The 25,780-nt window shown below is 67.1% G+C and carries 25 protein-coding genes; 15 read left to right on the top strand and 10 right to left on the bottom strand.

Annotation, left to right across the window (positions count from 1 at the left end; all coding sequences use genetic code 11):
- The first annotated feature begins 6 nt into the window (after positions 1-6).
- Positions 7-1,083, top strand: coding sequence for an alanine racemase (gene alr / locus G6032_RS03770; RefSeq protein ID WP_165280800.1), 1,077 nt, complete (start codon positions 7-9; stop codon positions 1,081-1,083).
- Between the two features lie 8 nt (positions 1,084-1,091).
- On the opposite strand, the gene G6032_RS03765 is transcribed toward alr, so the two are convergent.
- Positions 1,092-1,778: an FHA domain-containing protein gene (locus G6032_RS03765; RefSeq protein ID WP_165280799.1), complete on the bottom strand. Its 687-nt coding sequence runs from the start codon at positions 1,776-1,778 to the stop codon at positions 1,092-1,094.
- 23 nt (positions 1,779-1,801) lie between these two features.
- The gene (locus G6032_RS03760) at positions 1,802-2,626 is read right to left on the bottom strand and encodes a Stp1/IreP family PP2C-type Ser/Thr phosphatase (protein ID WP_165280798.1); all 825 of its coding nucleotides are present in this window, start codon (positions 2,624-2,626) and stop codon (positions 1,802-1,804) included.
- Between the two features lie 220 nt (positions 2,627-2,846).
- Here G6032_RS03760 and radA point away from each other — a divergent pair, with 220 nt between their 5' ends.
- Positions 2,847-4,193: a DNA repair protein RadA gene (gene radA / locus G6032_RS03755; RefSeq protein ID WP_165280797.1), complete on the top strand. Its 1,347-nt coding sequence runs from the start codon at positions 2,847-2,849 to the stop codon at positions 4,191-4,193.
- Here radA and G6032_RS03750 read toward each other — a convergent pair.
- Positions 4,190-5,467 carry an HlyC/CorC family transporter gene (locus tag G6032_RS03750; protein WP_165280796.1) on the bottom strand — a complete coding sequence of 426 codons (1,278 nt, stop codon included), beginning with the start codon at positions 5,465-5,467 and terminating at the stop codon, positions 4,190-4,192. The two genes, radA and G6032_RS03750, sit on opposite strands and share 4 nt — an antisense overlap.
- Positions 5,468-5,482: 15 nt before the next feature.
- Positions 5,483-6,328 carry a cytochrome c biogenesis protein CcsA gene (gene ccsA, locus G6032_RS03745; RefSeq protein ID WP_165280795.1) on the bottom strand — a complete coding sequence of 282 codons (846 nt, stop codon included), beginning with the start codon at positions 6,326-6,328 and terminating at the stop codon, positions 5,483-5,485.
- Between the two features lie 100 nt (positions 6,329-6,428).
- Between ccsA and ffh the strand changes: the two genes are divergently transcribed.
- From ffh to sppA, 6 genes are all read left to right on the top strand, one after another.
- Positions 6,429-7,781, top strand: coding sequence for a signal recognition particle protein (gene ffh / locus G6032_RS03740; protein ID WP_165280794.1), 1,353 nt, complete (start codon positions 6,429-6,431; stop codon positions 7,779-7,781).
- Positions 7,782-7,922: 141 nt separating this feature from the next.
- Positions 7,923-8,174, top strand: coding sequence for a 30S ribosomal protein S16 (gene rpsP / locus G6032_RS03735; RefSeq protein ID WP_165280793.1), 252 nt, complete (start codon positions 7,923-7,925; stop codon positions 8,172-8,174).
- 43 nt (positions 8,175-8,217) lie between these two features.
- Positions 8,218-8,724 carry a ribosome maturation factor RimM gene (rimM, locus tag G6032_RS03730; RefSeq protein ID WP_165280792.1) on the top strand — a complete coding sequence of 169 codons (507 nt, stop codon included), beginning with the start codon at positions 8,218-8,220 and terminating at the stop codon, positions 8,722-8,724.
- Positions 8,725-8,734: 10 nt separating this feature from the next.
- On the top strand, positions 8,735-9,487 hold the full coding sequence (trmD, locus tag G6032_RS03725) for a tRNA (guanosine(37)-N1)-methyltransferase TrmD (RefSeq protein WP_165280791.1): 753 nt from the start codon (positions 8,735-8,737) through the stop codon (positions 9,485-9,487).
- Between the two features lie 32 nt (positions 9,488-9,519).
- A complete protein-coding gene (gene rplS / locus G6032_RS03720; RefSeq protein ID WP_165280790.1) occupies positions 9,520-9,864 on the top strand; it encodes a 50S ribosomal protein L19 in 345 nt (114 codons plus the stop codon).
- 4 nt (positions 9,865-9,868) lie between these two features.
- Complete coding sequence (gene sppA / locus G6032_RS03715) at positions 9,869-11,713, top strand: signal peptide peptidase SppA (protein ID WP_165280789.1); 1,845 nt, start codon at positions 9,869-9,871, stop codon at positions 11,711-11,713.
- 24 nt (positions 11,714-11,737) lie between these two features.
- On the opposite strand, the gene tdh is transcribed toward sppA, so the two are convergent.
- A complete protein-coding gene (gene tdh / locus G6032_RS03710; protein WP_165280788.1) occupies positions 11,738-12,763 on the bottom strand; it encodes an L-threonine 3-dehydrogenase in 1,026 nt (341 codons plus the stop codon).
- A gap of 51 nt (positions 12,764-12,814) precedes the next feature.
- Complete coding sequence (gene kbl / locus G6032_RS03705) at positions 12,815-14,005, bottom strand: glycine C-acetyltransferase (protein WP_165280787.1); 1,191 nt, start codon at positions 14,003-14,005, stop codon at positions 12,815-12,817.
- Positions 14,006-14,086: 81 nt separating this feature from the next.
- Here kbl and G6032_RS03700 point away from each other — a divergent pair, with 81 nt between their 5' ends.
- The 4 genes from G6032_RS03700 to G6032_RS03685 all read left to right on the top strand — a co-directional run bounded on the left by G6032_RS03700 (position 14,087) and on the right by G6032_RS03685 (position 21,205).
- Entirely contained in the window at positions 14,087-14,476 is a 390-nt protein-coding gene (locus G6032_RS03700; RefSeq protein ID WP_165280786.1) for an RNA-binding S4 domain-containing protein, read from the top strand.
- Positions 14,477-14,560: 84 nt separating this feature from the next.
- On the top strand, positions 14,561-16,672 hold the full coding sequence (locus tag G6032_RS03695; RefSeq protein ID WP_206211783.1) for a hypothetical protein: 2,112 nt from the start codon (positions 14,561-14,563) through the stop codon (positions 16,670-16,672).
- Positions 16,673-16,677: 5 nt separating this feature from the next.
- Positions 16,678-19,833 carry a bifunctional proline dehydrogenase/L-glutamate gamma-semialdehyde dehydrogenase PutA gene (gene putA, locus G6032_RS03690; protein WP_165280785.1) on the top strand — a complete coding sequence of 1,052 codons (3,156 nt, stop codon included), beginning with the start codon at positions 16,678-16,680 and terminating at the stop codon, positions 19,831-19,833.
- Between the two features lie 13 nt (positions 19,834-19,846).
- Complete coding sequence (locus G6032_RS03685) at positions 19,847-21,205, top strand: L-serine ammonia-lyase (RefSeq protein ID WP_165280784.1); 1,359 nt, start codon at positions 19,847-19,849, stop codon at positions 21,203-21,205.
- Positions 21,206-21,217: 12 nt separating this feature from the next.
- Here the strand turns inward: G6032_RS03685 and G6032_RS03680 are convergent, their stop codons facing one another.
- Positions 21,218-21,928, bottom strand: a complete 711-nt coding sequence (locus tag G6032_RS03680) for a Crp/Fnr family transcriptional regulator (RefSeq protein WP_165280783.1) — start codon at positions 21,926-21,928, stop codon at positions 21,218-21,220.
- A 221-nt stretch (positions 21,929-22,149) separates the two neighbouring features.
- Between G6032_RS03680 and G6032_RS03675 the strand changes: the two genes are divergently transcribed.
- The 3 genes from G6032_RS03675 to G6032_RS03665 all read left to right on the top strand — a co-directional run bounded on the left by G6032_RS03675 (position 22,150) and on the right by G6032_RS03665 (position 24,422).
- Positions 22,150-22,647: a diguanylate cyclase gene (locus G6032_RS03675; RefSeq protein ID WP_276610830.1), complete on the top strand. Its 498-nt coding sequence runs from the start codon at positions 22,150-22,152 to the stop codon at positions 22,645-22,647.
- Positions 22,648-22,678: 31 nt separating this feature from the next.
- A complete protein-coding gene (locus G6032_RS03670) occupies positions 22,679-23,359 on the top strand; it encodes a hemolysin III family protein (protein ID WP_165280781.1) in 681 nt (226 codons plus the stop codon).
- A gap of 118 nt (positions 23,360-23,477) precedes the next feature.
- Complete coding sequence (locus G6032_RS03665; protein ID WP_165280780.1) at positions 23,478-24,422, top strand: proline iminopeptidase-family hydrolase; 945 nt, start codon at positions 23,478-23,480, stop codon at positions 24,420-24,422.
- On the opposite strand, the gene G6032_RS03660 is transcribed toward G6032_RS03665, so the two are convergent.
- Genes G6032_RS03660 through sufT form a run of 3 tightly spaced genes read right to left on the bottom strand, consistent with a single transcriptional unit; the run spans position 24,398 to position 25,774 of the window.
- Positions 24,398-24,898, bottom strand: coding sequence for a histidine phosphatase family protein (locus G6032_RS03660; RefSeq protein ID WP_165280779.1), 501 nt, complete (start codon positions 24,896-24,898; stop codon positions 24,398-24,400). The genes G6032_RS03665 and G6032_RS03660 overlap by 25 nt on opposite strands.
- Before the next feature lie 4 nt (positions 24,899-24,902).
- Positions 24,903-25,223 carry a non-heme iron oxygenase ferredoxin subunit gene (locus tag G6032_RS03655; protein ID WP_165280778.1) on the bottom strand — a complete coding sequence of 107 codons (321 nt, stop codon included), beginning with the start codon at positions 25,221-25,223 and terminating at the stop codon, positions 24,903-24,905.
- The gene (gene sufT, locus G6032_RS03650; protein ID WP_165280777.1) at positions 25,223-25,774 is read right to left on the bottom strand and encodes a putative Fe-S cluster assembly protein SufT; all 552 of its coding nucleotides are present in this window, start codon (positions 25,772-25,774) and stop codon (positions 25,223-25,225) included. Before sufT ends, G6032_RS03655 begins: the two co-directional genes overlap by 1 nt.
- Between the last annotated feature and the right edge of the window lie 6 nt (positions 25,775-25,780).

Genomic DNA, 25,780 nt, shown 5'->3' with positions numbered 1-25,780 from the left:
GGCCGCATGACGCGGGCGCCCCGGGCACTCGTTGACAGCGGCGCCCTGAAATTCAATCTCGCGGCGGTGCGGCGGCAGGCGCCCGGCGCGCGCGTCATGGCGGTCATCAAGGCCAATGCCTACGGCCACGGCCTGGTCGGCGTGGGACGCGCCCTGGCGGATGCGGACGCGTTCGCGGTGGCCCGCATCGAAGAGGCCGTGGCCCTGCGGGAGGCGGGCCTGGGCAACAGGATCGTGTTGCTCGAGGGGGTATTCGAGCCGGGCCAGCTGCCCCTGGCGGCTTCCCTGGGCCTCGACGTCGTCGTTCACTCGCGCGAACAGCTGGAGATGCTCGAGGCCGCAGCACTGCCGCGTGCCGTGGAAACGTGGGTGAAGATCGATACGGGCATGAACCGGCTCGGTTTTCGTCCGGAAGATGTCAGCCAGGTCACGAGGCGCCTGGCGGGCAACCCGGGGGTGGCCGGCCCGCCCCGACTGATGACCCACCTGGCTTGTGCAGACGAGCGCGACGCCGGGACGACGGACCGGCAACTGCAGGGCTTCACCGCGGCGGTGAGCGGACAGCCCGGCGAGCGCAGCGTGGCCAACTCCGCCGGCTTGTTATGGCGGCCGGACAGTCATGCGGACTGGGTGCGCCCGGGGATCATGCTGTATGGCGTCTCGCCCTTCGCCGGGCAGACGGGCATACAGCTGGGCTTGCGCCCGGCCATGCAGTTGCTCAGCAGGGTCATCGCCCTGCGCGACGTGCGGCGCGGCGAGCGGGTGGGCTACGGCGGCACCTGGACGGCGCAAGCGGACAGCCGGGTGGCCATCGCGGCCATCGGTTACGGCGACGGCTATCCGCGGAGTCTCCCGAGCGGCACGCCGGTGATGGTTCGCGACCACCGCGCGCCGCTCGCCGGGCGCGTCTCGATGGACATGATCGCCGTGGACGTGACGGCGTTGCCCGGCGTGTGCGTCGGCGATGCAGTCGTGCTGTGGGGTCAACAGCTCCCTGTAGAGGAAGTGGCGAGCCTGGCGGGCACGATTCCTTACGAACTGCTGTGCGGCGTCACCCAGCGGGTGGGTGTGACCAACGTCTGATCCCGCGGTCAGTTCGTGAAAAATCCCATCTTCACGCCGGCGATCTCGATGACGTCGTTGTCGTTGAGGCGGCGTGCGCCTGCCCCGACGGCCTCGCCGTTTACCATCGGCGGATTACCCGCCTTGCCGCGATCCACGGTCACCATGGAGTAGTTTTCTCCGCGGCGGGTGATCGCGATCACCTGGATGCCGGGACGCCCCAGCGTCGTGAGCGGTTTTTTCAGCACGAGTTCGCGTCCGGCGAACGCGCCGGTCAGGACCTGCAGCCGGGCGGGTGAGCCCGGCAGCATCACGGGCGCGAGCGGTTCATCGGGCGTGACGCCCGTCAGCGCGCGCAGCCGGTCCACATCGGCGGCGCTGGTCGAGATGACCATGGTTTTCTCGAACTCTTCCTGGCTGTCGTCGACGCCGGCATCGACGAATCTCAGCTGGTGGTGTCCGATGGTGATCACGTCGCCATTGGCGAGGGCGTGCTTCTTGATCAGCTTGCCGTTGACGTAGGTGCCGTTGGTGCTGTTCAGGTCCTCGAGAAAGGAGTCGTTGAGGATGTTGATAACCAGCGAGTGGTGCCCGCTGACGGCCGGATTGTCGATGCGGATGTCGTTATCCGGCAGCCGGCCGACCGTGTAGCGTTCCTTGCTGAGGTTGTACTCGGCAAGCGTCTGGCCATTGAGACTCAAGATCATCCGGGCCATGGTCACCCAACTCCTGTCAGAACTTATCCGAGCCAACCCTTGAGCCGACCGACGAGGCCGCGTGCCTCGGCGAACGACTCCGTGACCTGGGCGAGGCACACTGAGATATTGTCCCGCCCGCCGTTCGCATTGGCGAGCTGGACCAACTGTTCACCACCGGTCTGCAGATTAGCACTAAAGGTACTGATAGTTAAATGAATGTCTTCTTCCTCGACCATGTCGGACAGGCCGTCTGAGCACAGCAGATAGATATCATCGGGCTTGACCGTCTCTTCCTGGACGTCAGCATCCACGGTCGGCTCGACCCCGAGCGCCCGGGTGACATAATTCCGGTTGGTCGAGCGGAGCGCTTCGTCGTGGGAGAAAAAACCGCGATCGACCAACTCCTGCATCAGCGAGTGGTCCAGGGTCAGTTGCTCGAAGCGATTCTTGCGCAGACGGTAAACGCGCGAATCGCCGACGTGGGCGATGGACACCCGGTCGTCATGAAACAGGATCGCGGCGATCGTCGTGCCCATGCCGCGGCATTGGGGCTGCGTCTGGGCGGTCTGCCAGATGATCTTGTTCGCGCGGATGATGGCGTTGCGCAGGACGATGCTCTGGCGCATCAGCCCGCTGCTGTCGTCCACCGAGGTGCGGGTCTCCCGCTCGACGCCGGTGCGCACCATGTCGGCGACCGTCTTGATGGCCAGTTCAGCGGCGACCTCGCCCGCGTTGTAGCCGCCCATGCCGTCGGCCAGCACGACCAGGCCCACCTCCATGTCGGCGAACACGGCGTCTTCGTTGTGTTCCCGCACCCGCCCGGTGTGCGTGAACTGGAAGTAGCGGATCTTGTCCTTGAGACTCATTTAGTTCTGTTTCCGCGACCGGACTTTTCTTTTCGGTACCGCGCGCAACCCGTCGCGCCCGTGCCGGTTTCGCCGGCGCCAATAGTCAATTGAACAGCTTAACGCCCTTTTCCCACAAGTCCGAGGCCGGCATCACACTAATGTGCCGGGTACGCGGGCTTGCGGCCCTGGCGCGCCGCTGTGTACCGTGCGGGACTTGCGCAGTGTCCCGGGGGATTGGATGGCCAGGACGAAGACCCTGTTTGTCTGCAACGATTGCGGCGGCACCAGCCCCAAGTGGGCCGGGCAATGCCCCGATTGCGGTCGCTGGAACACGATGGAGCAGAGTCGCGAGGTCCCGCGTGCACGCGCTGTCGGCTGGAGCGGCGACGCGCCGCGACTCGTGTCGGAGGTCGAGGGCGAGATCGAAGCGCGCTGGCCCACGGGCATCGGCGAGCTGGACCGGGTGCTCGGCGGCGGCCTGGTGCCCGGCTCGGTCACCCTCATCGGCGGCGACCCGGGCATCGGCAAATCGACACTGCTGTTGCAGGCGGCGGTGCGCCTCGCCGGAGAACTGCCTGCCCTGTACGTCACGGGCGAGGAATCACTGCGCCAGGTCGGCATGCGTGCGCGCCGGATCGGCATGGAGGCCGGCGGCCTGCAGCTGCTGGCCGAGACCAATATCGAGCGCATCCTGGCGCAGTCCGAGACCGTCAAGCCGCGCGTGCTGGTAGTGGACTCGATCCAGACCATGCACACGGACGCGCTGGATTCCGCGCCGGGCGCGGTGGCCCAGTTGCGCGAGAGTTCGGCACGTCTCGTGCGCTATGCGAAACAGGGAGGGCCGGCCGTGTTCCTGGTCGGGCACGTGACCAAGGACGGCGCGATCGCGGGGCCGCGCGTGCTGGAACACATGGTCGATACGGTGCTGTATTTCGAGAGCGACCTGGGCAGCCGCTTCCGCATCATCCGCGCCGTGAAGAACCGTTTCGGGGCCGCGAACGAGATCGGCGTCTTCGCCATGACGGAGCAGGGGCTGCGCGAGGTGCCCAACCCGTCCTCGATCTTTCTCTCGGGTCACGATGGTGGCGTCTCCGGCAGCGCCATCATGGTGGCGCGAGAAGGCAGCCGGCCGCTGCTGGTGGAGGTCCAGGCGCTCGTCGACGAGACGCGCTCGGGACACCCGCGGCGTGTCGCGGTTGGCCTCGACGGCAACCGCCTGGCCTTGCTGCTCGCGGTCCTGCATCGCCACGCAGGCATTGCGATGTTCGACCAGGACGTGTTCGTCAATGTCGTGGGAGGTGTGCGCATCGTCGAGACGGCCGCCGATCTGCCGGTCTTGCTGGCCGCGCTGGGCAGCCTGCGGGATCGCCCTCTGGCGCCGGGTCTCGTGTCTTTCGGCGAGGTGGGGCTCGCCGGCGAGATCCGTCCGGTGCCTTATGGGGAAGAACGCCTGCGCGAGGCGGCCAAGCATGGCTTTGAACGTGCCATCGTTCCCGCAGCCAATGCCCCGCGTGCCCGCCAGAAGGGGCTCGAGGTCATCGGCGTGAAGCGGCTGGACGAGGCCGTCGAAGCTGCGTTCAGCTAGCTTTCGCCGGGGAGCGGGCGGCCCGGCGGGTGGAGGCGCACGGTGCGCACCGCGTTGTCCGCAGTCTGCACGATCTGCAGCCGGTAACCCGCCAGCTGCAGCACCGCTCCCGCTTCAGGGATCGTCTCGAGACGCTCGACGATCAGCCCGTTCAGCGTTTTCGGCCCGTCTGTCGGCAGCCGCCAGCCCATCATGCGGTTGAGTTCCCGGACATTCGCTGCGCCGTTCACCATGAAGCTGCCGTCGGCCTCGGTCTGTACGTCCCGGTAGATGTCTGCGGGATCCGTGGTGAACTCGCCGACGATTTCCTCGAGGATGTCGTCCAGCGTGACCAGCCCCTGGATGTCGCCGTACTCGTCCACCACCAGCGCGAGGCGGCGCTTGGCGCGCTGGAAGTTCAGCAGCTGGGTATGCAGCGGCGTACCCTCCGGCACGAAATACGGTTCCAGCGCTTTCGCCACGAGGTGTTCCCGCGTGAGCTCCGCGTGAGCCAGTTCGTTCATCACGGTGCGCAGGTGCAGGATACCCACGATGCCGTCCACGTCGCCGCGGTAGACCGGCAGCCGGGTGTGCTGGCTTTCCGTCAGTTGCTCGACGACATCGTCCCAGTCGTCCTCGAGGTCGATGCCGTCGATTTCGTTTCGCGGCACCATGATGTCGTCCACGGTGACATCCTGCAGCTCCAGCACCCCGATCAGCATCCGCTGGTGCTTCTTGGGAATCATCGCGCCGGCCTCGTTCACCACCGTGCGCAGCTCCTCGTGTGACAAGGCGTGCCCCTGCACCTGGTCGGCCCGCACCCCGAGCACGCGCAACACCGCGTTGGCCATCAGGTTCACCAGCCAGACGATGGGGTAGGTTATTTTGAGCAGCGGGTAATAGACCAGAGCCGCCGGCAGGGCGAGGCGCTCCGGGTAGAGGGCGGCGAGGGTCTTCGGCGCGACTTCGGAAAAGATCAGGATGACGAGCGTCAGGATCCCCGCCCCGATGGCGATGGCACCTTCGCCGCCGAGCCGCAGCGCGATGACGGTCACCAGGGAGGAGGCGAAGATGTTGACGAAGTTGTTGCCCAGCAGGATCAGCCCGATCAGGCGGTCCGGTCGCTGCAACAGCGCTTCCGCCAGCCGGGCCGAGCGTTGTCCCTGGCGGGCCCGGTTGCGCAGCCGGTAACGGTTGATGCTCATCAGCGCCGTCTCCGTGCTGGAGAAGAACGCGGAGAGCACCAGCAGCAGCCCAAGCAGCATGAAGAGCGTGCTCAAGGGGACGTCACTCAATGCGGGCAGGCCCTCTCAGCCCCACTGGCGGCCGAGCAGAAACTCCAGGACGAATCGGCTGCCGAAATAGCTGAGCGCGAGCAGGCCGTAGCCGGCCAGGACCCAGTGCACGGCCTGGCGCCCCCGCCAGCCGAGGCGCAGGCGGCCGAACAGCAGGACGGCGAACACGGCCCAGGCGACCAGCGAGAGCACCGTCTTGTGCAACAGGTGCTGGGCGAAGATGTCCTCGAGAAACATGAGCCCGCTGAACAGCGCGAGGGTAAGCAGCGAGAACCCGGCAGCGAGTGCGGTGAACAGGGCGGTCTCGAGGGACTCCAGCGGTGGCAGGATGCGCGTCCACGCGGACAGCTGGCGGCGGCGCAGCGTCCGCTCGCGATAGAGGAACAGGATGGCGAGCCCGGCCCCGAGGCTCAGCAGGCTGTAGGCCAGGATCGACATGGACACATGGGCATGAATGCCCCAGTCGGGGGCCACGTCGCGTGGCGTCACCGGCTGCGGGATGAGCGCGCCCAGCGCGGCGATCCCGGCGGTCGGCAGCAGGACGGCGGCGAGCCCGACGAAGCGCGGCTTGATGGCGACCAGCAGCGCGAACAGCGCCAGCAGCCAGGCCACCAGCGACAGCACCCCGCCCAGGGAGAGCCCGGGTCCCCCCCTGGCCATCACGAGGGTCGCCAGCGAGAGCGTATGCAGGCCGAGGCCCGCGGCCCCGAGGAGGAGTGCCGGGCCGACGCCCTGGGTCATTGTCCCGGCCGGCGCATCCACCAGTTGCTTGCGCAACAGCAGCATCCCGGACGCCATGTAGAGAAGAAAGACGACGATCGGCAGCATCAGCACGAACTCGGAGCCAGGTCCAGGCTGCATTCTGACACAGCGCCGCATCGCAGTAGAATCCGGCACCGCATCAAGCCCGCGCGGCGCGGTTATAATTCCGGCTCCTGACCGCCCCGAGACCCTGAACCCCATGTTCGAGAACCTGACTGACCGATTGTCCCGCGCCGGCAATGCGCTCAAGGGGCGTGGGCGGATCACCGAGGACAATATCCGCGACACGTTAAGGCAGGTCCGCATGGCCCTGCTGGAAGCCGACGTCGCCCTCCCGGTGGTCAAGGACTTCATCGAGCGCACCCGCAGCCGCGCGCTCGGCGCGGAGGTGGCGAAGAGCCTCACGCCGGGCCAGGCCTTCATCAAGATCATCCACGACGAGCTCGTCCACACCATGGGCTCGGCGAACGAGACGCTCGATCTCAGGGCGCAACCGCCCGCGATCGTGATGCTGGCGGGATTGCAGGGCGTCGGCAAGACGACCACGGCGGCGAAGCTCGCGCGGCGGCTGGCGGAACGGGAAAAACGCAAGGTGATGCTGGTCAGCGCCGACGTCTATCGCCCGGCCGCGATTCTCCAGCTGGAGCGCCTAGCGACCGAGGTCGGCGCGGAGTTCTTCCCCAGCGATGCCGGCGAGGATCCGGTGGAGATCGCCGAGCGCGCGGTGGCGGCCGCCCGCCGCTCGATGTGCGACGTGCTGATCGTCGATACTGCCGGCCGCCTGCATGTCGACGACGCGATGATGAGCGAGGCGCGGCGCATCCACGACGCCGTGAACCCCGTCGAGACGCTGTTCGTCGTAGACAGCATGGCCGGCCAGGACGCGGTCAACGCGGCGCGCGCCTTCGGTGAAGCGCTCGAGCTGACCGGCGTTATCCTGACCAAGGTCGACGGCGACGCCCGCGGCGGTGTGGCCTTGTCCGTCCGCCAGGTCACCGGCAAGCCGATCAAGTTCGTCGGCGCCGGCGAGAAGACCACCGCGCTCGAACCCTTCCATCCCGAGCGGCTCGCTTCCCGCATTCTCGGCATGGGCGACGTGGTGTCGCTGGTCGAGGAAGTCGAACAGAAGGTGGATCGCGACCAGGCCGATCGGCTCGCCCGAAAGCTGGCCAAGGGCCAGGGCTTCACGCTCCAGGACCTGCGCGACCAGATCCGCCAGATGCAGGAGATGGGGGGGCTGGCCGGATTGCTGGACAAGCTGCCAGGCAATGCTATGCCGGGCAAGCTGGATTCCGGGATGGGCGAGCGCGAGATGCGCAAGCAGGCCGCCGTCATCGACTCGATGACGCCAAGGGAACGGCGCCATCCGGCGATCGTCGATGGCTCCCGCAAGCGCCGCATCGCCGGCGGAGCCGGGGTCCAGGTCCAGGAGGTCAACCGGGTCCTGAAGCAGCATGCCCAGATGCAAAAAATGATGAAGAAGTTCAGCAAGGGCGGGATGGCCAAGATGATGCGGGCCATGAAAGGTCGCCTGCCGCCCGGCTTCGGTTGACGGCGCCCGCCGCAGCTCTTCCCATTGGGCTGATTTCAAGTAGAATAACGCGTTTACTTGCGGCCGCCGACAAGTCGGGGGCTCCGCGGTGCGCGGGATTTCCCCGCATTGCGTCCGGCACGAACGAGGAAATCTGGACTCATGGTGACGATTCGTCTGACCCGGGGCGGCGCTAAGAAGCGGCCGTTCTACCACGTGGTGGTGACCGACAGCCGCAACCGGCGCGACGGGCGCTATATCGAGCGGCTCGGGTTCTTCAACCCGATCGCGACCGGCCAGGAAGAGCCGCTGAAGCTCGACCTGGAGCGGGTGAACTACTGGATCGGGCATGGTGCGCAGCCCTCCGAGCGCGTGGCGAGCCTGATCAAGCAGTTCCAGAAGAAGGCCGCCTGAGGCAGCCGGCGGCACGCGTGGGCGTGCCGGGAGTGCAGGGATCATGACCGATGAGCGGCGGGTGGTCCTCGGCAGGGTCGGCGGACTTTACGGTGTGCGCGGCTGGGTCAAGCTCTGGTCTTTCACGGACCCGCTGGAGAACCTGCTGGACTACGCGGAACTCGAACTGAACCGCGATGGTCGTTGGGAAAAGGTCCGCATGGCGGAAGGCCGGCGCCAGAATGAAGCGCTGGTCGCCCGCTTCGAGGGCTGCTCGGACCGGGACCAGGCAGCGCGCTTCGTGGGCGCGGAACTTGCGGTCGAGCGTGACCGTTTGCCGGCCCCGGCGGAGGGCGAGTATTACTGGGCCGACCTGGTCGGCCTCAGGGTGATCACCACCGAAGGCGTGGAGCTCGGGGTGGTGGAGAACATGATGGCCACCGGCGCGAACGACGTGATGGTGGTCAAGGGGGAGCGGGAGCGCTTGCTGCCGTTCCTGCCGGGGCGGTACGTGAACGAGGTGGACCTGGCCGGCGGACGGATCGTCGTCGACTGGGACCCGGATTTCTGAGGGCGGTGCCATGCACTTCGGCGTGGTGACGCTGTTTCCGGAACTGGTCGAGCAGATCGGTCGTTTCGGGGTGGTTGGACGGGCGGTGGAGCGCGGCTTGCTGCGGCTCGATACCACCGACCCGCGGGCTTTCGCGACGGACGTGCACCGCACGGTGGACGATCGGCCCTACGGCGGCGGGCCCGGGATGGTGATGAAGGTCGCGCCGCTGCGCAGCGCGATACGGGCGGCCCGGGAGACATTGCCCGCAGGCAGCAGGACAGTGTTCCTGTCACCGCACGGCAGGGTGTTCGACCAGGCGGTGGCGGCGGAGTACCGGGACCTGCCGGGACTGCTGCTCGTGGCGGGACGCTACGAGGGGATGGACGAACGAGTGTTCCGCATGGAGGCGGACGAGGCGCTGACGGTCGGTGACTACGTGTTGAGCGGGGGCGAGCTCCCGGCGATGCTGGTGATCGACGCGGTGGCGCGGCTGGTGCCGGGGGTGCTCGGGGACGCGGATTCTGCGGTGCAGGATTCTTTCAGCAACGGCTTGCTGGATTGTCCCCACTACACCCGGCCGGAGGTGATCGACGGGCTGCAGGTGCCGCCCGTGCTGCTGTCGGGTGACCACGAGGCCATCCGGCGCTGGCGGTTGAAGGCGGCGCTCGGCAGGACCTGGACGGTGCGGCCGGGATTGCTGGCCGACCGGGAGCTCTCCGCCGAGGAGCGGGAGCTGTTGGAGGAATACATCGCCGAGCGGGCAACCGGCGGCGCGGATTGAATCGACTACAAGCTTGGGCGCGGGTGAGCGATATGAGCAACATTATCGAAGAACTGGACAAAGAGCAGATGCAGCGGGAATTCCCCGACTTTTCGCCGGGCGACACCATCGTCGTGCAGGTGAAAGTCAAGGAAGGCAACCGCGAGCGCCTGCAGGCTTTCGAGGGCGTGGTCATCGCGCGCCGCAACCGGGGCCTCAACTCCGCGTTCACCGTGCGCAAGATGTCGCATGGCGAGGGCGTGGAGCGTGTGTTCCAGACCTACAGCCCGGCCATCGCAGGCATCCAGGTGAAGCGTCGGGGCGACGTGCGCCGCGCCAAGCTGTATTACCTGCGCGATCGCACCGGCAAGGCCGCCCGCATCAAGGAAAAGGTCTGATTCCTTGTTGCGCGGCGTAGGTCGGGTTTTCGGCTACGCCTGGCGCGTGCTCGACGGGGTGCGCCGCGTGGTGCACCTCGTCCTGATGCTGCTGGTGCTGCTGGTGCTGGTGCTGATCTTCGCCCAGCGGCCGGGGCCGCTCCCGGATGCCTTCGTACTGGTACTCAACCCGCAAGGCGTCCTGGTGGAGCAGTACACGGGTGAGCCGCTGGAGCGGGCATTGGAAGCGGCGCAGGGTCTCGAGGCGGGCCAGGTCCTGGTCAGCGAACTGGTCCAGGTGATCGAGGATGCGGCCGGCGATGCGCGGGTCACGGCCATCCACTTCGAGCTGGACGGTTTCCAGGGTGGCAGTCTCGACAAGCTCGAACGGGTCGCTGCCACGCTCGACCGGTTCCGCGAGACCGGCAAGCCGGTGGTCGCGTCGGGGGCTTACATCGGCCAGCCCCAGCTTTATCTCGGCGCCCACGCCGACGAACTCTACCTCGATCCCGCCGGGGCCATGTTTTTCCAGGGCTACGGCTTCTACCGCAACTATTTCCGCGAGGCCCTCGACAAGCTGTCGATCGACTGGCACGTCTTCTCGGCCGGCGAGGCCAAGAGCTACGGCGAACCCTATGTGCGCAACAGCATGTCGGCGGCGGCCCGGGAAAACATGCAACCCATCGCCGACGGGATGTGGGCGGCGTGGCGGGCTGCGGTGGCGGACGCGCGGGGCCTCGAGCCCGAGCTGCTCGATGACTTCGCGAACAATATCCTGTCGCGGCTGCGGGCCGCCGGCGGCGACCTTGCGCAGGCGGCCCTGGAGGCCGGGCTCGCGGACGGCATGCGCACCATCGCCGATCTCGAGCAGCGGCTGGCGGAAACGGGCGGCCGGGACGAGGATGGCGACTACGTGGGTGTCGGCGCGGACGAATACCAGGCGGCGCTGCAACTCACGGCGAACGTGCAGGGGGTTGAGGACGACACGCCGGCAGTCGGGCTGATCGTGGCGCAGGGCGACATCCTGCCGGGCTATCAGCCGCCGGGCAGCATCGGCGACGACAGCCTGAGAGAACTGCTGCGCGCGGCCGCCGACGACGAGGACATCCAGGCCGTGGTGCTGCGCGTGGACAGCGGCGGCGGCAGTGCACTCGCTTCGGAGGCGATCCTGCGCGAAATCGAGATGCTGCGGGTGGCCGGCAAGCCGGTGGTGGTGTCGATGGGTGGCGTGGCGGCCTCGGGCGGCTACATGATTTCCATCGCCGCCGACGAGATCTGGGCCCACCCGACCACGGTGACAGGCTCCATCGGCGTCGTGGCGATGCTGCCCAATTTCGGCCGCCTCATGGACAACGTGGGGGTCAGTGTCGACGGGGTCGGCACCCACCGGTACACCGGCGAACTCCGCCTCGACCGGCCGCTGGCCGACGAGACGAAAGAAGCTTTCGAAGTGATGGTCGAAGGGGTTTATGTTCGCTTCAAGGGCCTGGTGGCGGAACACCGGGGGCTGCGCGGCGAGCAGGTCCAGCGCTATGCAGAGGGCCGTGTCTGGCTCGGCGAGGTGGCGCAGGAAGCAGGGCTGGTGGATCGCCTGGGCACGCTCGATGATGCCCTGGCATCCGCCGCCGACATGGCGGGCCTCGGCGAGGATTTCCGCGTCGAGACCATCGAAGCGACGCCGGATTTCGCCGAGCGCCTGATGGCCGACTTTCTCTCCAGCGCGATCCGGGCCGGCTGGGTCAGCTGGCCCTCGTCCTGGCTCGAGCGGTTACCGTCGTCGGTCCGCAGCGTGGTTGCGGATATCGAACGGCTGGGCGAACTCAGCGATCCGCGGAACCTCTATTACCACTGTTTCTGCGACAGCTTCTGAGGTCCGCAGGCCGCGGAGCCCGGGTCAGCTCCAGTCCAGGATGACCTTGCCGGATTGTCCCGAGCCCATCACTTGGAAACCCTCGAGGTAATCGGTGGCGTCGAAGCGATGCGTGATGATCGGGCTCACGTCGAGACCGCTCTGCAGCATGCTCGCCATCTTGTACCAGGTCTCGAACATCTCGCGGCCGTAGATCCCCTTGATGGTCAAGCCCTTGAAGATCACCTGGTTCCAGTCGATCGCCATCTCGCCCGGCGGGATGCCGAGCAGCGCCACGCCGCCGCCGTGGTGCATGGTGCGCAGCATGTCGCGAAACGCCTGCGGATTCCCCGACATCTCCAGGCCGACATCGAAGCCTTCCTGCATGTCCAGTTCCTGCATGACGTCGTCTAGCTTGTCCCGCGTCACGTTGATGGCGCGCGTCGCGCCCATCCGGCGGGCCAGGTCGAGGCGGTAATCGTTCACGTCGGTGATCACCACGTGGCGCGCGCCCACGTGGCGGGCGATCGCTGTCGCCATGATGCCGATCGGGCCGGCGCCGGTGATCAGCACGTCCTCGCCGACGAGGTCGAAGGACAGCGCCGTGTGGACCGCGTTCCCCAGCGGGTCGAGGATCGAGGCGACGTCGTCGCTGATGGCATCGGGCAGCTTGAAGACGTTGCTCGCCGGGATGCACAGGTACTCCGCGAAGCAGCCCTGCCGGTTGACGCCCACGCCGACGGTGTTGCGGCACAGGTGGCGGCGCCCGGCGCGGCAGTTGCGGCAATGCCCGCAAGTCAGGTGGCCTTCTCCCGAGACGCGGTCGCCCGGTACGATGCCCTGGACCTCGCTGCCGACGGCTTCCACGCGCCCCACGAACTCGTGGCCGACCGCCATGGGCACCGGGATGGTGTTCGCAGCCCAGTCGTCCCAGTTGAAGATGTGCATGTCCGTGCCGCAGATGGCGGTCTTGCGGATCCGGATCAGGACGTCGTTGGGGCCCGGCACCGGGCGGCCGATGTCCTGCATCCAGATCCCGGGCTCCGCCCTGGCCTTGACGAGCGCGCGCATGAGAGGCTCCGTTAGTTTCTGTTCAGGGTTGAGAGGTTCGTCGCCGCCCGCCTAGCGGATGACGCCGAGTTCGCGGCCGACCTTTTCGAAGGCCGTGACGGCGCGTTCGAGGTCCAGCCGGGTGTGGCCCGCGGACATCTGCGTGCGGATGCGGGCCTGCCCGTGGGGTACCACCGGGTAGGCGAAGCCGATCACGTAGACGCCTTCCTCGAGCAGGCGGTCCGCCATCGCCAGTGCCAGTTTCGCTTCTCCCAGCATCACGGGGATGATCGGGTGGGCGCCCGGTTTCAATTCGAAGCCCAGCGCGCTCATCCGTTCGCGAAAGAAATGTGCGTTGTCCCACAGCTTGCGTCGCAATTCGGTGCCGGCCTCGAGCATGTCGAGCACCCGGATCGACGTCGCCGCGATCACCGGCGCGACCGTGTTGGAGAAAAGGTAGGGACGCGAGCGTTGCCGCAACCATTCCACGATGGGGCCGCGCGCCGCGGTAAACCCGCCGGAAGCGCCGCCGAGCGCCTTGCCCAGGGTGCCGGTGATGATGTCGATGCGGCCCAGCACGCCATGGCGCTCGTGCGTGCCGCGTCCGGTCGGGCCGAGGAAACCGGTGGCATGGCAATCGTCGATCATCACGAGAGCGTCATGACGATCGGCGAGCTCGCAGATCCTCGCGAGGTCGGCGATGGTGCCGTCCATCGAGAACACGCCGTCGGTAGCGATCAGGCGCACGCGCGCATCGGCCGCCTCGCGGAGTTTCGCCTCCAGGTCGGCCATGTCGTTGTGCCGGTAACGATAGCGTCGTGCGCGACACAGGCGGATACCGTCGATGATCGACGCATGGTTCAGCTGGTCGCTGATGACGGCGTCTTCCTCGCCGAGGAGGGTCTCGAACAGCCCCCCGTTGGCATCGAAGCCGGACGGGTAGAGGATGGTGTCCTCCATGCCGAGGAAGGCGCTGATACGGCGCTCGAGTTCCTTGTGCGGTGTCTGGGTGCCGCAGATGAAACGCACCGAGGCCATGCCGTAGCCGTAGCGATCGAGCGCCTCGTGCGCCGCGGCGATCAGCTCCGGGTGGTTGGCCAGCCCGAGGTAGTTGTTCGCGCAGAGATTGATGACCTCGCGCCCGCCCAGCATGCTGATGGCCGCTTCCTGTGGCGAATCGATGACGCGTTCGGACTTGTAGAGGCCCTCGCTCTTGAGTGCCGCAAGTTCCGCGGAAAGGCGGTCGAGTAGATCCTGGTTCATCGTCATGTCCTGGCCCGGTCAGGCGGCGATTATAGCAACGCGGGAGGTTCAACCGGTGTGTGCTGCGCTAAACTGGAGTGCATGGAGCAACAGGATATGCGGCTGGATCGCTGGTTGTGGGCGGCGCGGTTTTTCAAGACCCGCGGCCTCGCCCAGGAGGCGATCGCAGGAGGGCACGTCCACCTGAACGGCCAGCGCGTCAAACCGGCGAAGGCGGTGCGTCCCGGAGATCGCCTCGAGATCTCGCGTGGCGAGGAACGTTTCGAGGTGCATGTGACTGCGCTGGCCGCCCGGCGTGGTCCGGCCGCCACCGCGCGGGCGCTTTACGAGGAAAGCGAATCCAGTATCGCGGCGCGGGAGGCCGCCCGGCAGCACCGGCGGGATCTCGCCGGCAGTCGCCCGCCCGCTGCCCGGCCGGACAAGCGCGACCGGCGCCGGATCATCAGCTTCACGAAGTCCCCCGGCGGCTGAAGCCTTGCTGCACGCGCGGATCGCCACGATGGCCGCCGCAAGGGATAATGTATCGTCTTTTCTGAACCACTTCCGGAGCCGCTCATGAAGTCGTTGCCTGCTGCACTCGTTCTCGTCCTCGTCTGCCTGTTCGCGGGCGGCACGACCTATGCCGCGCCGGTCATGGAAACGGCTGTCCCCGGCCTGCAGGCCACGCTGCCGGCGCTCGAGGAAGCGTTGACCGAAATGCACGGCGAGACGCAACGCCCCCGGATTCGTCGCGGGTTGCAGCAGGCGGCGGGGCTGTGGCGAGCTGATGACGGCGATGCAGAGGCGTTCGCAGCCTTCGCCCGCACTCATTTCGCCGGCGACCAGGCGACGCTCGACGCCATGTTCGAACGCTTCCAGTACCTGCTGGAGCAGATGAACGGTCACATGAACAAGCTGGTGCTGGAATTGCGCCGGCAGTCGGATCTCGATCTCGGTCCCATCCGTCCCTTCGATTCGCTGTTCGCCGCCTTCGATCCGTCCGCCCACCTCGGCGAGGACATGTTTCGCAACGGACTGGCCTTCGTGGCCCTGCTCAATTTTCCGCTGACCACCCTCGACGAACGCCTGGAAAACGGTGACCAATGGACGCGCCGGCAATGGGCGGAGGCGCGCCTGGCGCAGCGCTTCGGGCGCCGCGTTCCGGCGGAGGTCAACCAGGCGATCGCGCGTGCCGGCGCCCAGTCCGACCAGTACATCGCCGAGTACAACATCTGGATGCACAACCTCGTGGACACGACCGGCGCGCGCCTGTTTCCAGCCGGCATGCGGCTGCTGGCGCACTGGAACCTGCGCGACGAGATCAAGGCGAATTACGGGCTCGAGGACCCGGCGCTCGCGCTGGCGCGGCAAAGAATGATCCAGCGCGTCATGGAGCACATCGTCGAGCAGACGATTCCTGCCGTGGTGATCGACAACCCGGCCGTGGACTGGGATCCGTATGCCAACACCGTCGCTCCCGCCGCCGTCGCGCCCGACGGTGGCCCGGTGGATGAGGCCGCGGGCGCCAGCCCGCCGCCGGACAGCGCGGCCGAGGCCGACGAGCGTTACCGGATCCTGCTGGAGACCTTCAGGGCCGCACGCCTCGCGGATCCCTACTCGCCGGCCGCGCCGACCCTGATCGCGCGGCGTTTCGACGAGGATCGGGAACTCCCCGAGGCGCGCGTGGAGGCGATGCTCAAGCAGGTGGTCTCTTCACCGCTGGTCCCCCGGATCGCGCGCCTCATCGAGGATCGCCTGGGCCGCCCACTGGAGCCCTTCGACATCTGGTACAACGGCTTCCGTGCGCCGGGCCGCTACAGCGGCGCCGAGCTGGATGCGATCGTCGCCCAACGCTACCCGACGGCCGAGGCTTTCGACGCGGCGCTGCCGGAACTGCTGGAAAAGCTCGGCTACAGTCCTGAGCGCGCAGCCTACCTCGCCGCGAACATCGTCGTGGAACCCGCCCGCGGCTCCGGTCACGCCTGGGGCGCGGGGATGCGTTCGGAGAAGGCGCACCTGCGCACGCGGGTCGAGCCCGGCGGGATGAACTACAAGGGCTACAACATCGCCATCCATGAGCTCGGCCACAACGTGGAGCAGACCTTCTCGCTCAACGACGTCGATTACACCCTGCTGGAAGGGGTGCCGAACACTGCCTTTACCGAGGCCCTGGCCTTCGTGTTCCAGGCCCGCGATCTCGAGTTGCTCGGCCTCGCCAAAGAAGAGCCCGATCCCGATGCCGCGGCACTGCGGACACTGGATGATTTCTGGGGCACTTTCGAGATTGCCGGCGTCGCACTCGTGGACATGGCGGTATGGCGGTGGATGTATGCGAATCCGGATGCAACCCCGGCCGAGCTCAAGGCTGCGACCGTGCAGATCAGCCGGGACATATGGAACACCTATTACGCGCCGGTGTTCGGCGTGCGCGACGTGGTGCTGCTCGGTGTCTATTCTCACATGATCCATTCCTTCCTCTACCTGCCGGACTACCCGATCGGCGGGCTCATCGCGCACCAGATCGAGGAGCAGGTGCAGAAGACCGGCGACGTGGCCGGTGAAGTGGAGCGCATGTCGCGGATCGGCAGCATCAGCCCCGACCTGTGGATGCAGGAAGCGGCGGGCGCGCCGGTGGGCGCAGAGGCGCTGCTGGCGGCGACGGAACGCGCATTGAACGCACTGGAGTAAGCAACATGGCCTTCATCTTTCCCGACGATGCTGAGCCCGTTTCGCGCGTAGCCGAGCAGGTCAACCGGCGCTACCTCGCGGATGAGGAGACGCTCGTGCGGGAACTGGCCGATATCGCGCGACTGGATGCCGCGGCGGCGCAGGGCGTGCGCGAGACGGCGCTCAAGCTCGTCGAATCGGTGCGGCGCAACCGGACACAGGTCAGCGGGCTGGATGCCTTCCTGCAGAAGTACGATCTTTCCAGCCAGGAAGGCGTCGTGCTGATGTGCCTGGCCGAGGCCTTGCTGCGGGTGCCAGACAAGGCCACCGCCGACCGGCTGATCTCGGACAAGCTTTCGTCCGCGGACTGGCGCAGCCATCTCGGCAGCAGCGATTCTGCTTTCGTGAACGCCTCGACCTGGGGACTCATGTTGACCGGGCGGATCATCCGTCCGGCGGAACACGACGTCGAGCAACCCGCGAAGTTCATGCAACGGCTGGTCAGCCGGCTCGGCGAGCCGGTGGTACGCGGAGCGATGCGCCAGGCGATGCGCATCATGGGTCACCAGTTCGTCATGGGACGCACGATCGGCGATGCGCTGAAGCGCGCGGCGACCGGAGAGGGCGCCGCCTACCGCTTTTCCTTCGACATGCTCGGCGAGGCCGCACTCACGACGACGGACAGCCAACGCTATCTCGAGGCCTATCACGCGGGCATTCGCGCGATTGCCACGGCCGGGCGGGAGCCCGCTTCCATTTTCGCCGCAGACAGCATTTCCGTGAAGCTTTCCGCGCTGTTCCCGCGTTACGAGTTCGCCAAGCGGGAACGGGTGCTCGAGGAGCTCACCCCGCGAATCGTCGCGCTGGCCGTCGAGGCGCGCAAGGCCGGCGTCGGACTCACGATCGACGCGGAGGAAGCCGATCGCCTGCAGATCTCGCTGGAGCTTTTCGAGCGGGTGTTTCGTGACGAGGCGCTCGCCGGCTGGGACGGCTTCGGGCTCGCCGTGCAGGCCTATCTCCGGCGCGGGCTGGACACCTGTCGATGGGTCATCGCCCTGGCCGAGGAAACCGGGCGACGCATACCCGTGCGACTCGTGAAGGGCGCTTACTGGGACGCCGAGATCAAGCGCGCGCAAGAGAACGGGCTCGACAGCTATCCGGTATTCACGCGCAAGGTGAACAGCGACGTGTCCTTTCTCGCCTGTGCCCGCGAACTGCTCGCGGCCCAGGCAGGCATCTACCCGCAATTTGCGACTCATAACGCGCAGACCGTCGCGAGCATCCTGCATTTCGCGGGCGAGCACCGGGGTTTCGAATTCCAGCGCCTGCACGGCATGGGCGAGGAGCTCTATGCCGAGGTCATCGGCAAGCAGCATTTCGATGTGCCGTGCAGGGTCTATGCCCCCGTCGGGCACCACGAGGACCTGCTGCCCTACCTGGTGCGACGGTTGCTCGAGAACGGTTCGAACAGCTCCTTTGTCCACCGCATCGTCGACGAGCAGGCGCCGGTCGATGAGATCGTCGCCGATCCGGTCGCCATCGTGGACGGGCTCGAGAAGATTCCGCATCCGCGTATCGCGCCGCCGGCGGGGATGTTCGGCACCGAGCGGGCGAATTCCCGCGGGCTCAATCTCGCGGATCCGGGCGTGCTCAAGCCGCTGGCCGCGCGCATGGACGAGGCGCTGGCAAAGCCGCGGCGCGCGGTGCCGATCGTGAACGGCCGCGCGGACCGGGGCGAAGTTCATGCCGTGCGTTCTCCCGCGGACCAGCGCGTGGTGATCGGCGAAGCGGAATGGGCGTCGCCGGAACTGGCTATGCGGGCACTGGAAGGGGCGGCGGCGGCGCAGCCGCGCTGGTCGAGTGCCGGGGCTGCGCTGCGCGCCAGCACGCTCGAGCGCAGCGCCGAACTGTTCGAAGCGCATACCGCCGAGTTGCTGGGCCTGTGCATCCGCGAGGGTGGGCGGACCCTGCCCGACGCCGTCTCCGAGCTGCGCGAAGCGGTGGACTTCCTGCGCTATTACGCGGCGCAGGCGCGCGCGGAATTCGCGGCCCCCGTACGGCTGCCCGGGCCGACCGGCGAACGCAACGAACTCTCCTGGCATGGCCGGGGGGTGTTTCTCTGCATCAGTCCATGGAATTTCCCGCTGGCGATTTTCACCGGCCAGGTGGCGGCGGCACTGGTGACCGGCAACACGGTGCTCGCCAAGCCGGCCGAGCAAACGCCGCTGGTGGCCGCGGTGGCCGTGAGGCTTTTCCACGAGGCCGGCGTGCCGGGCGAAGTCCTGCAGTTCCTTCCCGGCAGCGGTCCGGAGATCGGTGCGGCAGTGCTGTCCGATGCGCGGCTGGCCGGCGTGGCCTTCACGGGTTCGACCGAGGTGGCGCGGCTCATCAACCGGACGCTCGCGGCCCGCGACAGTGCGATCCCGACCCTCATCGCCGAGACCGGCGGGCAGAACGCCATGCTGGTGGACAGCTCCGCATTGCCTGAGCAAGTGGTGCTCGATACGGTCAAGTCCGCGTTCAACAGTGCCGGGCAAAGATGCTCGGCGCTGCGGGTGCTGTTCCTGCAGGAAGACATCGCCGATCGTACCTTGAGGCTGCTGAAGGGCTACATGAAAGAGCTCTCGATCGGCGACCCGGCGCTGCTGTCCACCGACGTGGGCCCCGTGATCGACGCGGATGCCTGCGGGACGCTGGAGGCGCATGTGGCACGCATGGAGCAGGAGGACCGGGTCGTCGCCCGCTGTCACCTGCCGTCCTCGTGCGAGCACGGCACGTTCCTGGCGCCCGTCGTGGTGCGGCTGGATTCGATCGAGCAGCTGGAACGCGAGGTGTTCGGTCCGGTGCTCCATGTCGTGAGCTACCCCGCCAGCGACCTGGACCGGGTCATCGAGAACATCAATGCGACCGGCTACGCGCTCACGCTCGGCGTCCACAGCCGCATCGACGCGCGGGCCCGCGAGGTGTTCGCGAAGGTGAAAGCCGGCAATGTCTACGTCAACCGGAACATGGTCGGTGCCGTCGTGGGTGTGCAGCCTTTCGGTGGCTCCGGATTGTCGGGGACCGGCCCGAAGGCGGGCGGCCCCGGCTACCTGCACCGTTTCATGACGGAACGGACCTTGTCGGTGAACACCTCGGCGGTCGGGGGCGACGCCGGTCTTCTTTCGCTTTCGGAGCGCTGAGGCGCACACGGCGATGTCCATCAGCATCTTCGACCTGATCAAGGTGGGCGTCGGCCCCTCCAGTTCGCACACCATGGGTCCGATGCTGGCGGCCCGCCGCTTTCTGCTGGACTTGCAGCAGACCGCGGTGTTCGACCGCATCGAGCGGGTCGGCGCGCAGTTGTATGGCTCGCTCGCGCTGACGGGCAAAGGCCACTGCACCGATCGCGCGATCCTGCTCGGCCTCGAGGGCGAAGAGCCGAAAACCATCGAGCCCACGACCGTCGAGGCGCGCCTCGCCCGCATTCGCGGCGAAGGGCGGCTGAAGCTGCTCGGCGAGCGCGAGATCGCCTTCGACGAAGCCATGGACCTGCTGTTCCACCGCGAACAGATCCTGCCGCGGCATGTCAACGGCATGCGCTTCACGGCATTCGACGGCGCGGGCGAGCAGATTGCGATGGAGCGATTCTACTCGGTCGGCGGCGGCTTCATCGTGCGCGAAGACGAGCAGGAGAGCGATGCGACATCGGCCCTGCAGGTGCCGTTTCCGTTCGACACGGCGGCGGAGCTGCTGGAACAGTGCCGCAGCCACGGGATGCGCATCGACGAGCTGGTGCTGGCGAACGAGACGGCCTGGCGCCCGGTGGAGGAGACGCGCCGGCAGTTGCTCGAGCTATGGCAGTTCATGAAAGACTGCGTGCGCCTCGGTTTCCAGGCCGAGGGCGTCCTCCCCGGCATACTGAAAGTCCCGCGCCGCGCGCCGCGTCTCTATCGCGAGTTGTGCGGCGAGGGGGCCGCGGGTGATTTCATGGACTGGATCAATGCCTATGCGCTCGCCGTGAACGAGGAGAATGCGGCGGGCGGACGGGTGGTGACCGCGCCCACTAACGGGGCGGCGGGGATTCTTCCCGCGGTGCTGCATTATTACCGGCGTTTCGTCACGGGGGCGGACGAGGAGGGCATCGTGCGCTTCCTGCTGACGGCCGGCGCCATCGCGATCCTCTATAAGAAAAACGCGTCGATCTCCGGTGCGGAAATGGGATGCCAGGGTGAAGTCGGCGTGGCGTGCTCAATGGCCGCCGGCGGCCTCGTGGCGGCGTTGGGCGGCAGCAATTCCCAGGTCGAAAATGCCGCCGAGATCGGCATGGAACACAATCTCGGCCTGACCTGCGACCCGATCGCGGGCCTGGTGCAGATCCCCTGTATCGAGCGCAATGCGATGGGCGCCGTGAAGGCCGTCAATGCCGCGCGGATGGCTTTTCGCGGCGACGGCTCGCACAAGGTCAGCCTGGACCAGGTCATCGCCACGATGCGCCAGACGGGGATGGATATGTCCACCAGCTACAAGGAAACCTCGCGAGGCGGGCTGGCGGTCAACGTTCCCGAATGCTGAACCCGACGCGGGTCAGTCGGGCCCCAACAGCCGCTGGTACTCCGCCTGCACTGCGTCGTAGCATTCGCAGGCATTAGCCGCGAGTCGCTCGCGTTCGAGTACCTGGATCCGGGCGCGATGGTTCTCGATCAGCCCCGCTTCGTGAAGCCTGTGGACGGCGTGGGTGACGGCTTCCCGGCGCACGCCGAGCGCATTGCTTAGCAAGTCGTGGGTGACGAGGAGGGTTTCGGACAGGGCGCGGTCGTTGGCATGCAGCAAGCAGCGGGCGAGGCGCTGCTCGATGCCGTGGCGCCTCAGGCACACGGCGTTCTGCGCGACCTGGGTCAACAATATCTGGACGTAGCGCAACATGATGGCGCGCGTTTTCGTGCAATTCTCCAGCTCCGCGGCGAACAATGCCGAATCGACCCGGCGCGCCTGTCCGGCCATGGTGACGGCGGCCTGGTTCACGGCGCTCCCCCCGCCCAGGATGACCGGCACGCCCAGCAGGCCCTCGTTGCCGATGGCGGCCACTTCGGTGGTGCTGCCGTCCTGCGTGAGGTTGAGCAGCGAGATGGTGCAATTCAGCGGGAAATAGACATGGCGGGCAACCTGTCCCGGAGCCCGCAGAACCGTGCCCGTCACCAATTGGACGATCTCCGTTTCTGCCGACAGCCGCCCGCTGACACTGCGCGGGAGCAGGTCCAGGAGGTGATTGCCGTAGCTTTCAGGCTTGCTCGTCAACACGCGTTCCCTGCGAGTCAAGTGACCGGCGGCAAAGACGATTCGAGGCCGCCTTTTCGCCCCGCGAATAGTGTGCGTTACGTCGATGCGCGTCTGTGCGGTGTCGCACTGTCAAGCTAACATTTACGTATTAACATATCTCGCGTCCGACGCGCCGTACAGGAAGTACGGGGAACGGCAGCACACCGGATGCCGAGTGTCGATCGGATGGAGTAACGGACTTGGTCCTCGATACCTTCTCAGGCCTTCCAGACATGGAGATTCTCCAGCGCCGGCTGGAGCAGCTGGTCGGTGCGCAGCGCGAATCTCCGGCCGTCGTGGTGCTGCTGCTGGTTGTCGATCGGGTCCATGCTGTCGCAGCGCAATACGATGTTTCCGCGGCGCAACAGCTGAACGGCCAGCTGGTGGCGCGCCTTTTGCGTGTCGTGCAGGGCGAGGGGAACGTTTTTTGCTCCGCGCTGGGGCGGTTCGTGGTGGTTCTCAGCGGGGCGCCCGACGAGGTGCGGGGCCGGCGCGACGGCGAGGCCATCCGCGCCCAGCTCTGCGGCACTTATATCGTCGGCACGCAGTTCGTACGGGTCGACGTGCGTTTCGGTGTCGCGGTCTACGATGGCGCGGAGACGGCGGTGGAACGGCTGCTGGCCCGGGCGACCGAAGACCTCGAGACGCAGGGTGGCCGCCAGGACCCCCCTGAGTCGGGCCGGGCGGAGCTCGATTGACGCCTCGCCGGCTCGACGTTACATTGCCGCAATGCACAATCCAGCATCGGCAAAGCGGCCGGACCCGGTTCTGCGCGTCAAGCGGCCGCAATCCGGTGGCGAGGAAGTAGCGAACAGTTTCAGCCACGGTACGGCCTTCGTGGCGGCGGCGATCGGCACGCCCTTCCTGCTCGCGGAGGTGGGGCGCAACGGCAGCGTCACGGATATCGTTGCCGCGGTCGTCTTCATCAGCACCGTTCTGTTGGCCTATCTCGCCTCCACGATCTACCACGCCGTGCCCTGGCCGCGCGCGAAGCGGGTGTTGCGTGCCGTGGATCACGGCTCGATTTTTCTCCTGATCGCGGGCACTTACACGCCCTTCACGCTTGGTGTCCTGCGTGGCGGCTGGGGCTGGACGCTGTTTGGCCTCGTATGGACGCTGGCGTTGGCCGGCGTGGTGATGAAGGCGCTGGGCGGCGTGCGGCTGCACAAGCTGTCGCTGGGGGTCTACCTAGGCATGGGCTGGCTCATCCTCGTCGCCATCGTGCCGCTCGTCGAGCGCATGGCGCCCGCCGGTCTCGCCTGGCTGGTGGCCGGCGGGTTGGCCTACACGGGCGGCGTGGTCTTTTACGCCCTCGATCGCTATCCCTACTGCCATTTCATCTGGCACCTGTTCGTGATCACGGGCACGGCCTGCCATTTCGTCGCCGTGATGCGGTACGCCGCCGCCTGAGCCCGGCGTTCCGGCCTGCGGCAATCCCTGTCGGTATCTCTCCGGATTCCGGCCGTCCGCGTCCGGTTCTAAGCTTTCAGGGCGCATACCCATGGATCGGGCCGGAGTGCTTTTCCGGATGTCGAAACTCAATCCAGCCGGAGAGGGCCTGGCGTCCTTCCGAGGCTTCCAGACCCGTTTTCGCGTGGTCGGCAACAGCCGTTCCCATTGGCCGTTGCTTTGCGTACACGACGGGCCGGGTCTCGGCAGCGACTACCTGCAGCCGCTCGAGGCGATGGCCGCCACCGGACGCCAGGTGGTTTTCTACGACCAGTTCGGCTGTGGCAGCGGCGAGGCGCCGGTCGCGGGCCCCGAGTGGTCTTTGCAAATCTTTCTCGAGGAGCTGGCGGCGGTCCGCGCCGCAGCGGGGCTCGAGCGCTGCCACCTGCTGGGACACGGCTGGGGCGGCATCGTCGCCGTACAATACGCGCTGGGGCAACCCGCCGGCCTCGAGAGCCTCGTGCTGTCGAGCACCGTCGCGAGCGTGCCGCAGTGGCGCGCCGACATTGCCACGCTGGTCGAGGCACTGCCGGAGGATATTCGCGGCCCTCTCCAGCGCCACATCCGCGAAGGTGGCGTCGCCAGCCCGGTCTGCCGATGTGTCGTCGATGCCTTCATGCGCCACCATTTCTGCAGGATGAACCCCTGGCCCGACAGCCTGTCGCGCGGTCAGGCCCGCGCGCGAGCGGTTCCCCAGGCGCGCCACGCGATGCTGGGGAAGAGTGAGATCCAGCCGGCGGGGCAGCTGGAAAACTGGGACGTGACCGCCTGGCTGGGTGAGATCGCCTGTCCGACACTCGTCGTCTCCGGGCGCTACGACATGGTGCCGCCACCCAGCGCGGCTGCGCTATACCGGGGGATCCCGGGTTCAGAGTGGGTCGTGTTCGAGCACAGCGCTCACGTGCCGCATCTCGAGGAGCCGGAGCGTTACCTGGAGGTGCTCGACGGTTTCCTGGAAAAAAAACGAGCACATGGTGGCCCAGCGCGTATGAACCCGGCTCACCCGGGTTGTTTCTTGGGATAATCGAACCAGGCGAACCGTGCCTGCCGGGGGTCGATATCCGACCACGAGGATGCGCGATCGAATTCCACGCACAGCATCCCCGCCGTCGGCATGTTGTCCAGGCGAATCTCTGCCAGCCGGTTGGCGAGGTCGGTCATGCCCGGGTTGTGTCCGACCAGCAGGAGGGTTGCCGCGTCATCCGGTGCGCGACGGGCGAAGGACAACATCGTGTCCGGTGAGGCGTGGTACAGGTCGGCGTCCGCAACGATGCGGTCTTCGCGATAGCCGAGTTCGCGTGCGACAGCCCGGGCTGTGCTGATCGCTCGCACGGCGGCGCTGGAGATGATCAGGTCCGGTTGCTGGCCGCGCCGCGCGAGCCTGCGTCCCATCTCCGGGACATCGCGCAGCCCTCGAGGCGCGAGGGGCCGGTCGAAATCATCCAGCCGGGCGTCGTCCCAGCCCGACTTGCCATGACGCAGGAGAATCAGCCGGCGCATCGCTTCAGTCCTCTTCCGGCAACTCGACCTCGATCCGGCCATTGCGAACACGGACAGGAAAGGTCTGCACCGGGGCGTACGCAGGGGGGGTCAGCGCGCGACCGGTACGCAGGCAGAACCTTGCCCCGTGTCGCGGGCAGACGACCTGGTCGCCGACCACGGGTCCGCCCGCCAGTTCGGCGCCGTCATGCGTGCAGACGTCCTCGATGGCGTACAGCGTGCCGTCCACGTTGAATACGGCGGCCGTCAAGTCGTCGGTTTCGACCAGGGCATAGCTGCCCCGCTCGATCTTTCCCTCGGCTGCGACATCATGCCACTGCCCCATCAGAACATGCCCGTCTGCAGTCTCGCGGCCTCCGACATCATGTCGCGGTTCCACGGCGGATCGAAAGTCAGCTCGACGCGCGCTTCCCGCACCGTCGGGATGATCTCGAGCTTGTCCTTCACGTCCATGACGAGCACTTCGCCCATGCCGCAGCCCGGCGCGGTGAGTGTCATCATGACCTCGACGTCGCGCTGGCCTTCGTCGGCCGGTTTCAGCTGGCAGGTGTAGATCAGGCCGAGGTCCACGATGTTGATCGGGATCTCCGGGTCGAAACAGGTCCGCAGCTGCTCCCAGACGAGTTCCTCGACGTCCTCGTCGGCCGCGTTGGGCGGGAGCTCCGGCCGCGCGACGGGATCCTTGCCCAGCGCATCGGCGTCCTCGCCGGCAATGCGGAACAGGTTGCCGTCGAGGTACACGGTGAAACTGCCGCCGAGCGCCTGGGTGATGAGGCCGCGCGCGCCCTTGCGGAGGATGACCTGGTCGCCCGCCGGCACGATGATCGCCTTGCAGTCGCGTGCGAGGGTCACGGGTTCGCTGTCTTGTCCGTACATGGTTGC

This window comes from Wenzhouxiangella sp. XN24 (assembly GCF_011064545.1).
GTDB lineage: Bacteria > Pseudomonadota > Gammaproteobacteria > Steroidobacterales > XN24 > XN24.
The sequence above is the reverse complement of the archived record's forward strand: the minus strand, read 5'-3'. Positions and strand labels throughout refer to the sequence as shown.

What these genes read in the sequence shown, in the direction of transcription:
- alr (WP_165280800.1), top strand. Translation starts at nt 7, where the DNA reads ATGACGCGGGCGCCCCGGGCACTCGTTGACAGCGGCGCCCTGAAATTC.
- G6032_RS03765 (WP_165280799.1), bottom strand. Translation starts at nt 1,778, where the DNA reads ATGGCCCGGATGATCTTGAGTCTCAATGGCCAGACGCTTGCCGAGTAC.
- G6032_RS03760 (WP_165280798.1), bottom strand. Translation starts at nt 2,626, where the DNA reads ATGAGTCTCAAGGACAAGATCCGCTACTTCCAGTTCACGCACACCGGG.
- radA (WP_165280797.1), top strand. Translation starts at nt 2,847, where the DNA reads ATGGCCAGGACGAAGACCCTGTTTGTCTGCAACGATTGCGGCGGCACC.
- ccsA (WP_165280795.1), bottom strand. Translation starts at nt 6,328, where the DNA reads ATGCAGCCTGGACCTGGCTCCGAGTTCGTGCTGATGCTGCCGATCGTC.
- ffh (WP_165280794.1), top strand. Translation starts at nt 6,429, where the DNA reads ATGTTCGAGAACCTGACTGACCGATTGTCCCGCGCCGGCAATGCGCTC.
- rpsP (WP_165280793.1), top strand. Translation starts at nt 7,923, where the DNA reads ATGGTGACGATTCGTCTGACCCGGGGCGGCGCTAAGAAGCGGCCGTTC.
- rimM (WP_165280792.1), top strand. Translation starts at nt 8,218, where the DNA reads ATGACCGATGAGCGGCGGGTGGTCCTCGGCAGGGTCGGCGGACTTTAC.
- trmD (WP_165280791.1), top strand. Translation starts at nt 8,735, where the DNA reads ATGCACTTCGGCGTGGTGACGCTGTTTCCGGAACTGGTCGAGCAGATC.
- rplS (WP_165280790.1), top strand. Translation starts at nt 9,520, where the DNA reads ATGAGCAACATTATCGAAGAACTGGACAAAGAGCAGATGCAGCGGGAA.
- tdh (WP_165280788.1), bottom strand. Translation starts at nt 12,763, where the DNA reads ATGCGCGCGCTCGTCAAGGCCAGGGCGGAGCCCGGGATCTGGATGCAG.
- kbl (WP_165280787.1), bottom strand. Translation starts at nt 14,005, where the DNA reads ATGAACCAGGATCTACTCGACCGCCTTTCCGCGGAACTTGCGGCACTC.
- G6032_RS03700 (WP_165280786.1), top strand. Translation starts at nt 14,087, where the DNA reads ATGGAGCAACAGGATATGCGGCTGGATCGCTGGTTGTGGGCGGCGCGG.
- G6032_RS03695 (WP_206211783.1), top strand. Translation starts at nt 14,561, where the DNA reads ATGAAGTCGTTGCCTGCTGCACTCGTTCTCGTCCTCGTCTGCCTGTTC.
- putA (WP_165280785.1), top strand. Translation starts at nt 16,678, where the DNA reads ATGGCCTTCATCTTTCCCGACGATGCTGAGCCCGTTTCGCGCGTAGCC.
- G6032_RS03685 (WP_165280784.1), top strand. Translation starts at nt 19,847, where the DNA reads ATGTCCATCAGCATCTTCGACCTGATCAAGGTGGGCGTCGGCCCCTCC.
- G6032_RS03670 (WP_165280781.1), top strand. Translation starts at nt 22,679, where the DNA reads ATGCACAATCCAGCATCGGCAAAGCGGCCGGACCCGGTTCTGCGCGTC.
- G6032_RS03665 (WP_165280780.1), top strand. Translation starts at nt 23,478, where the DNA reads ATGTCGAAACTCAATCCAGCCGGAGAGGGCCTGGCGTCCTTCCGAGGC.
- G6032_RS03660 (WP_165280779.1), bottom strand. Translation starts at nt 24,898, where the DNA reads ATGCGCCGGCTGATTCTCCTGCGTCATGGCAAGTCGGGCTGGGACGAC.
- G6032_RS03655 (WP_165280778.1), bottom strand. Translation starts at nt 25,223, where the DNA reads ATGGGGCAGTGGCATGATGTCGCAGCCGAGGGAAAGATCGAGCGGGGC.
- sufT (WP_165280777.1), bottom strand. Translation starts at nt 25,774, where the DNA reads ATGTACGGACAAGACAGCGAACCCGTGACCCTCGCACGCGACTGCAAG.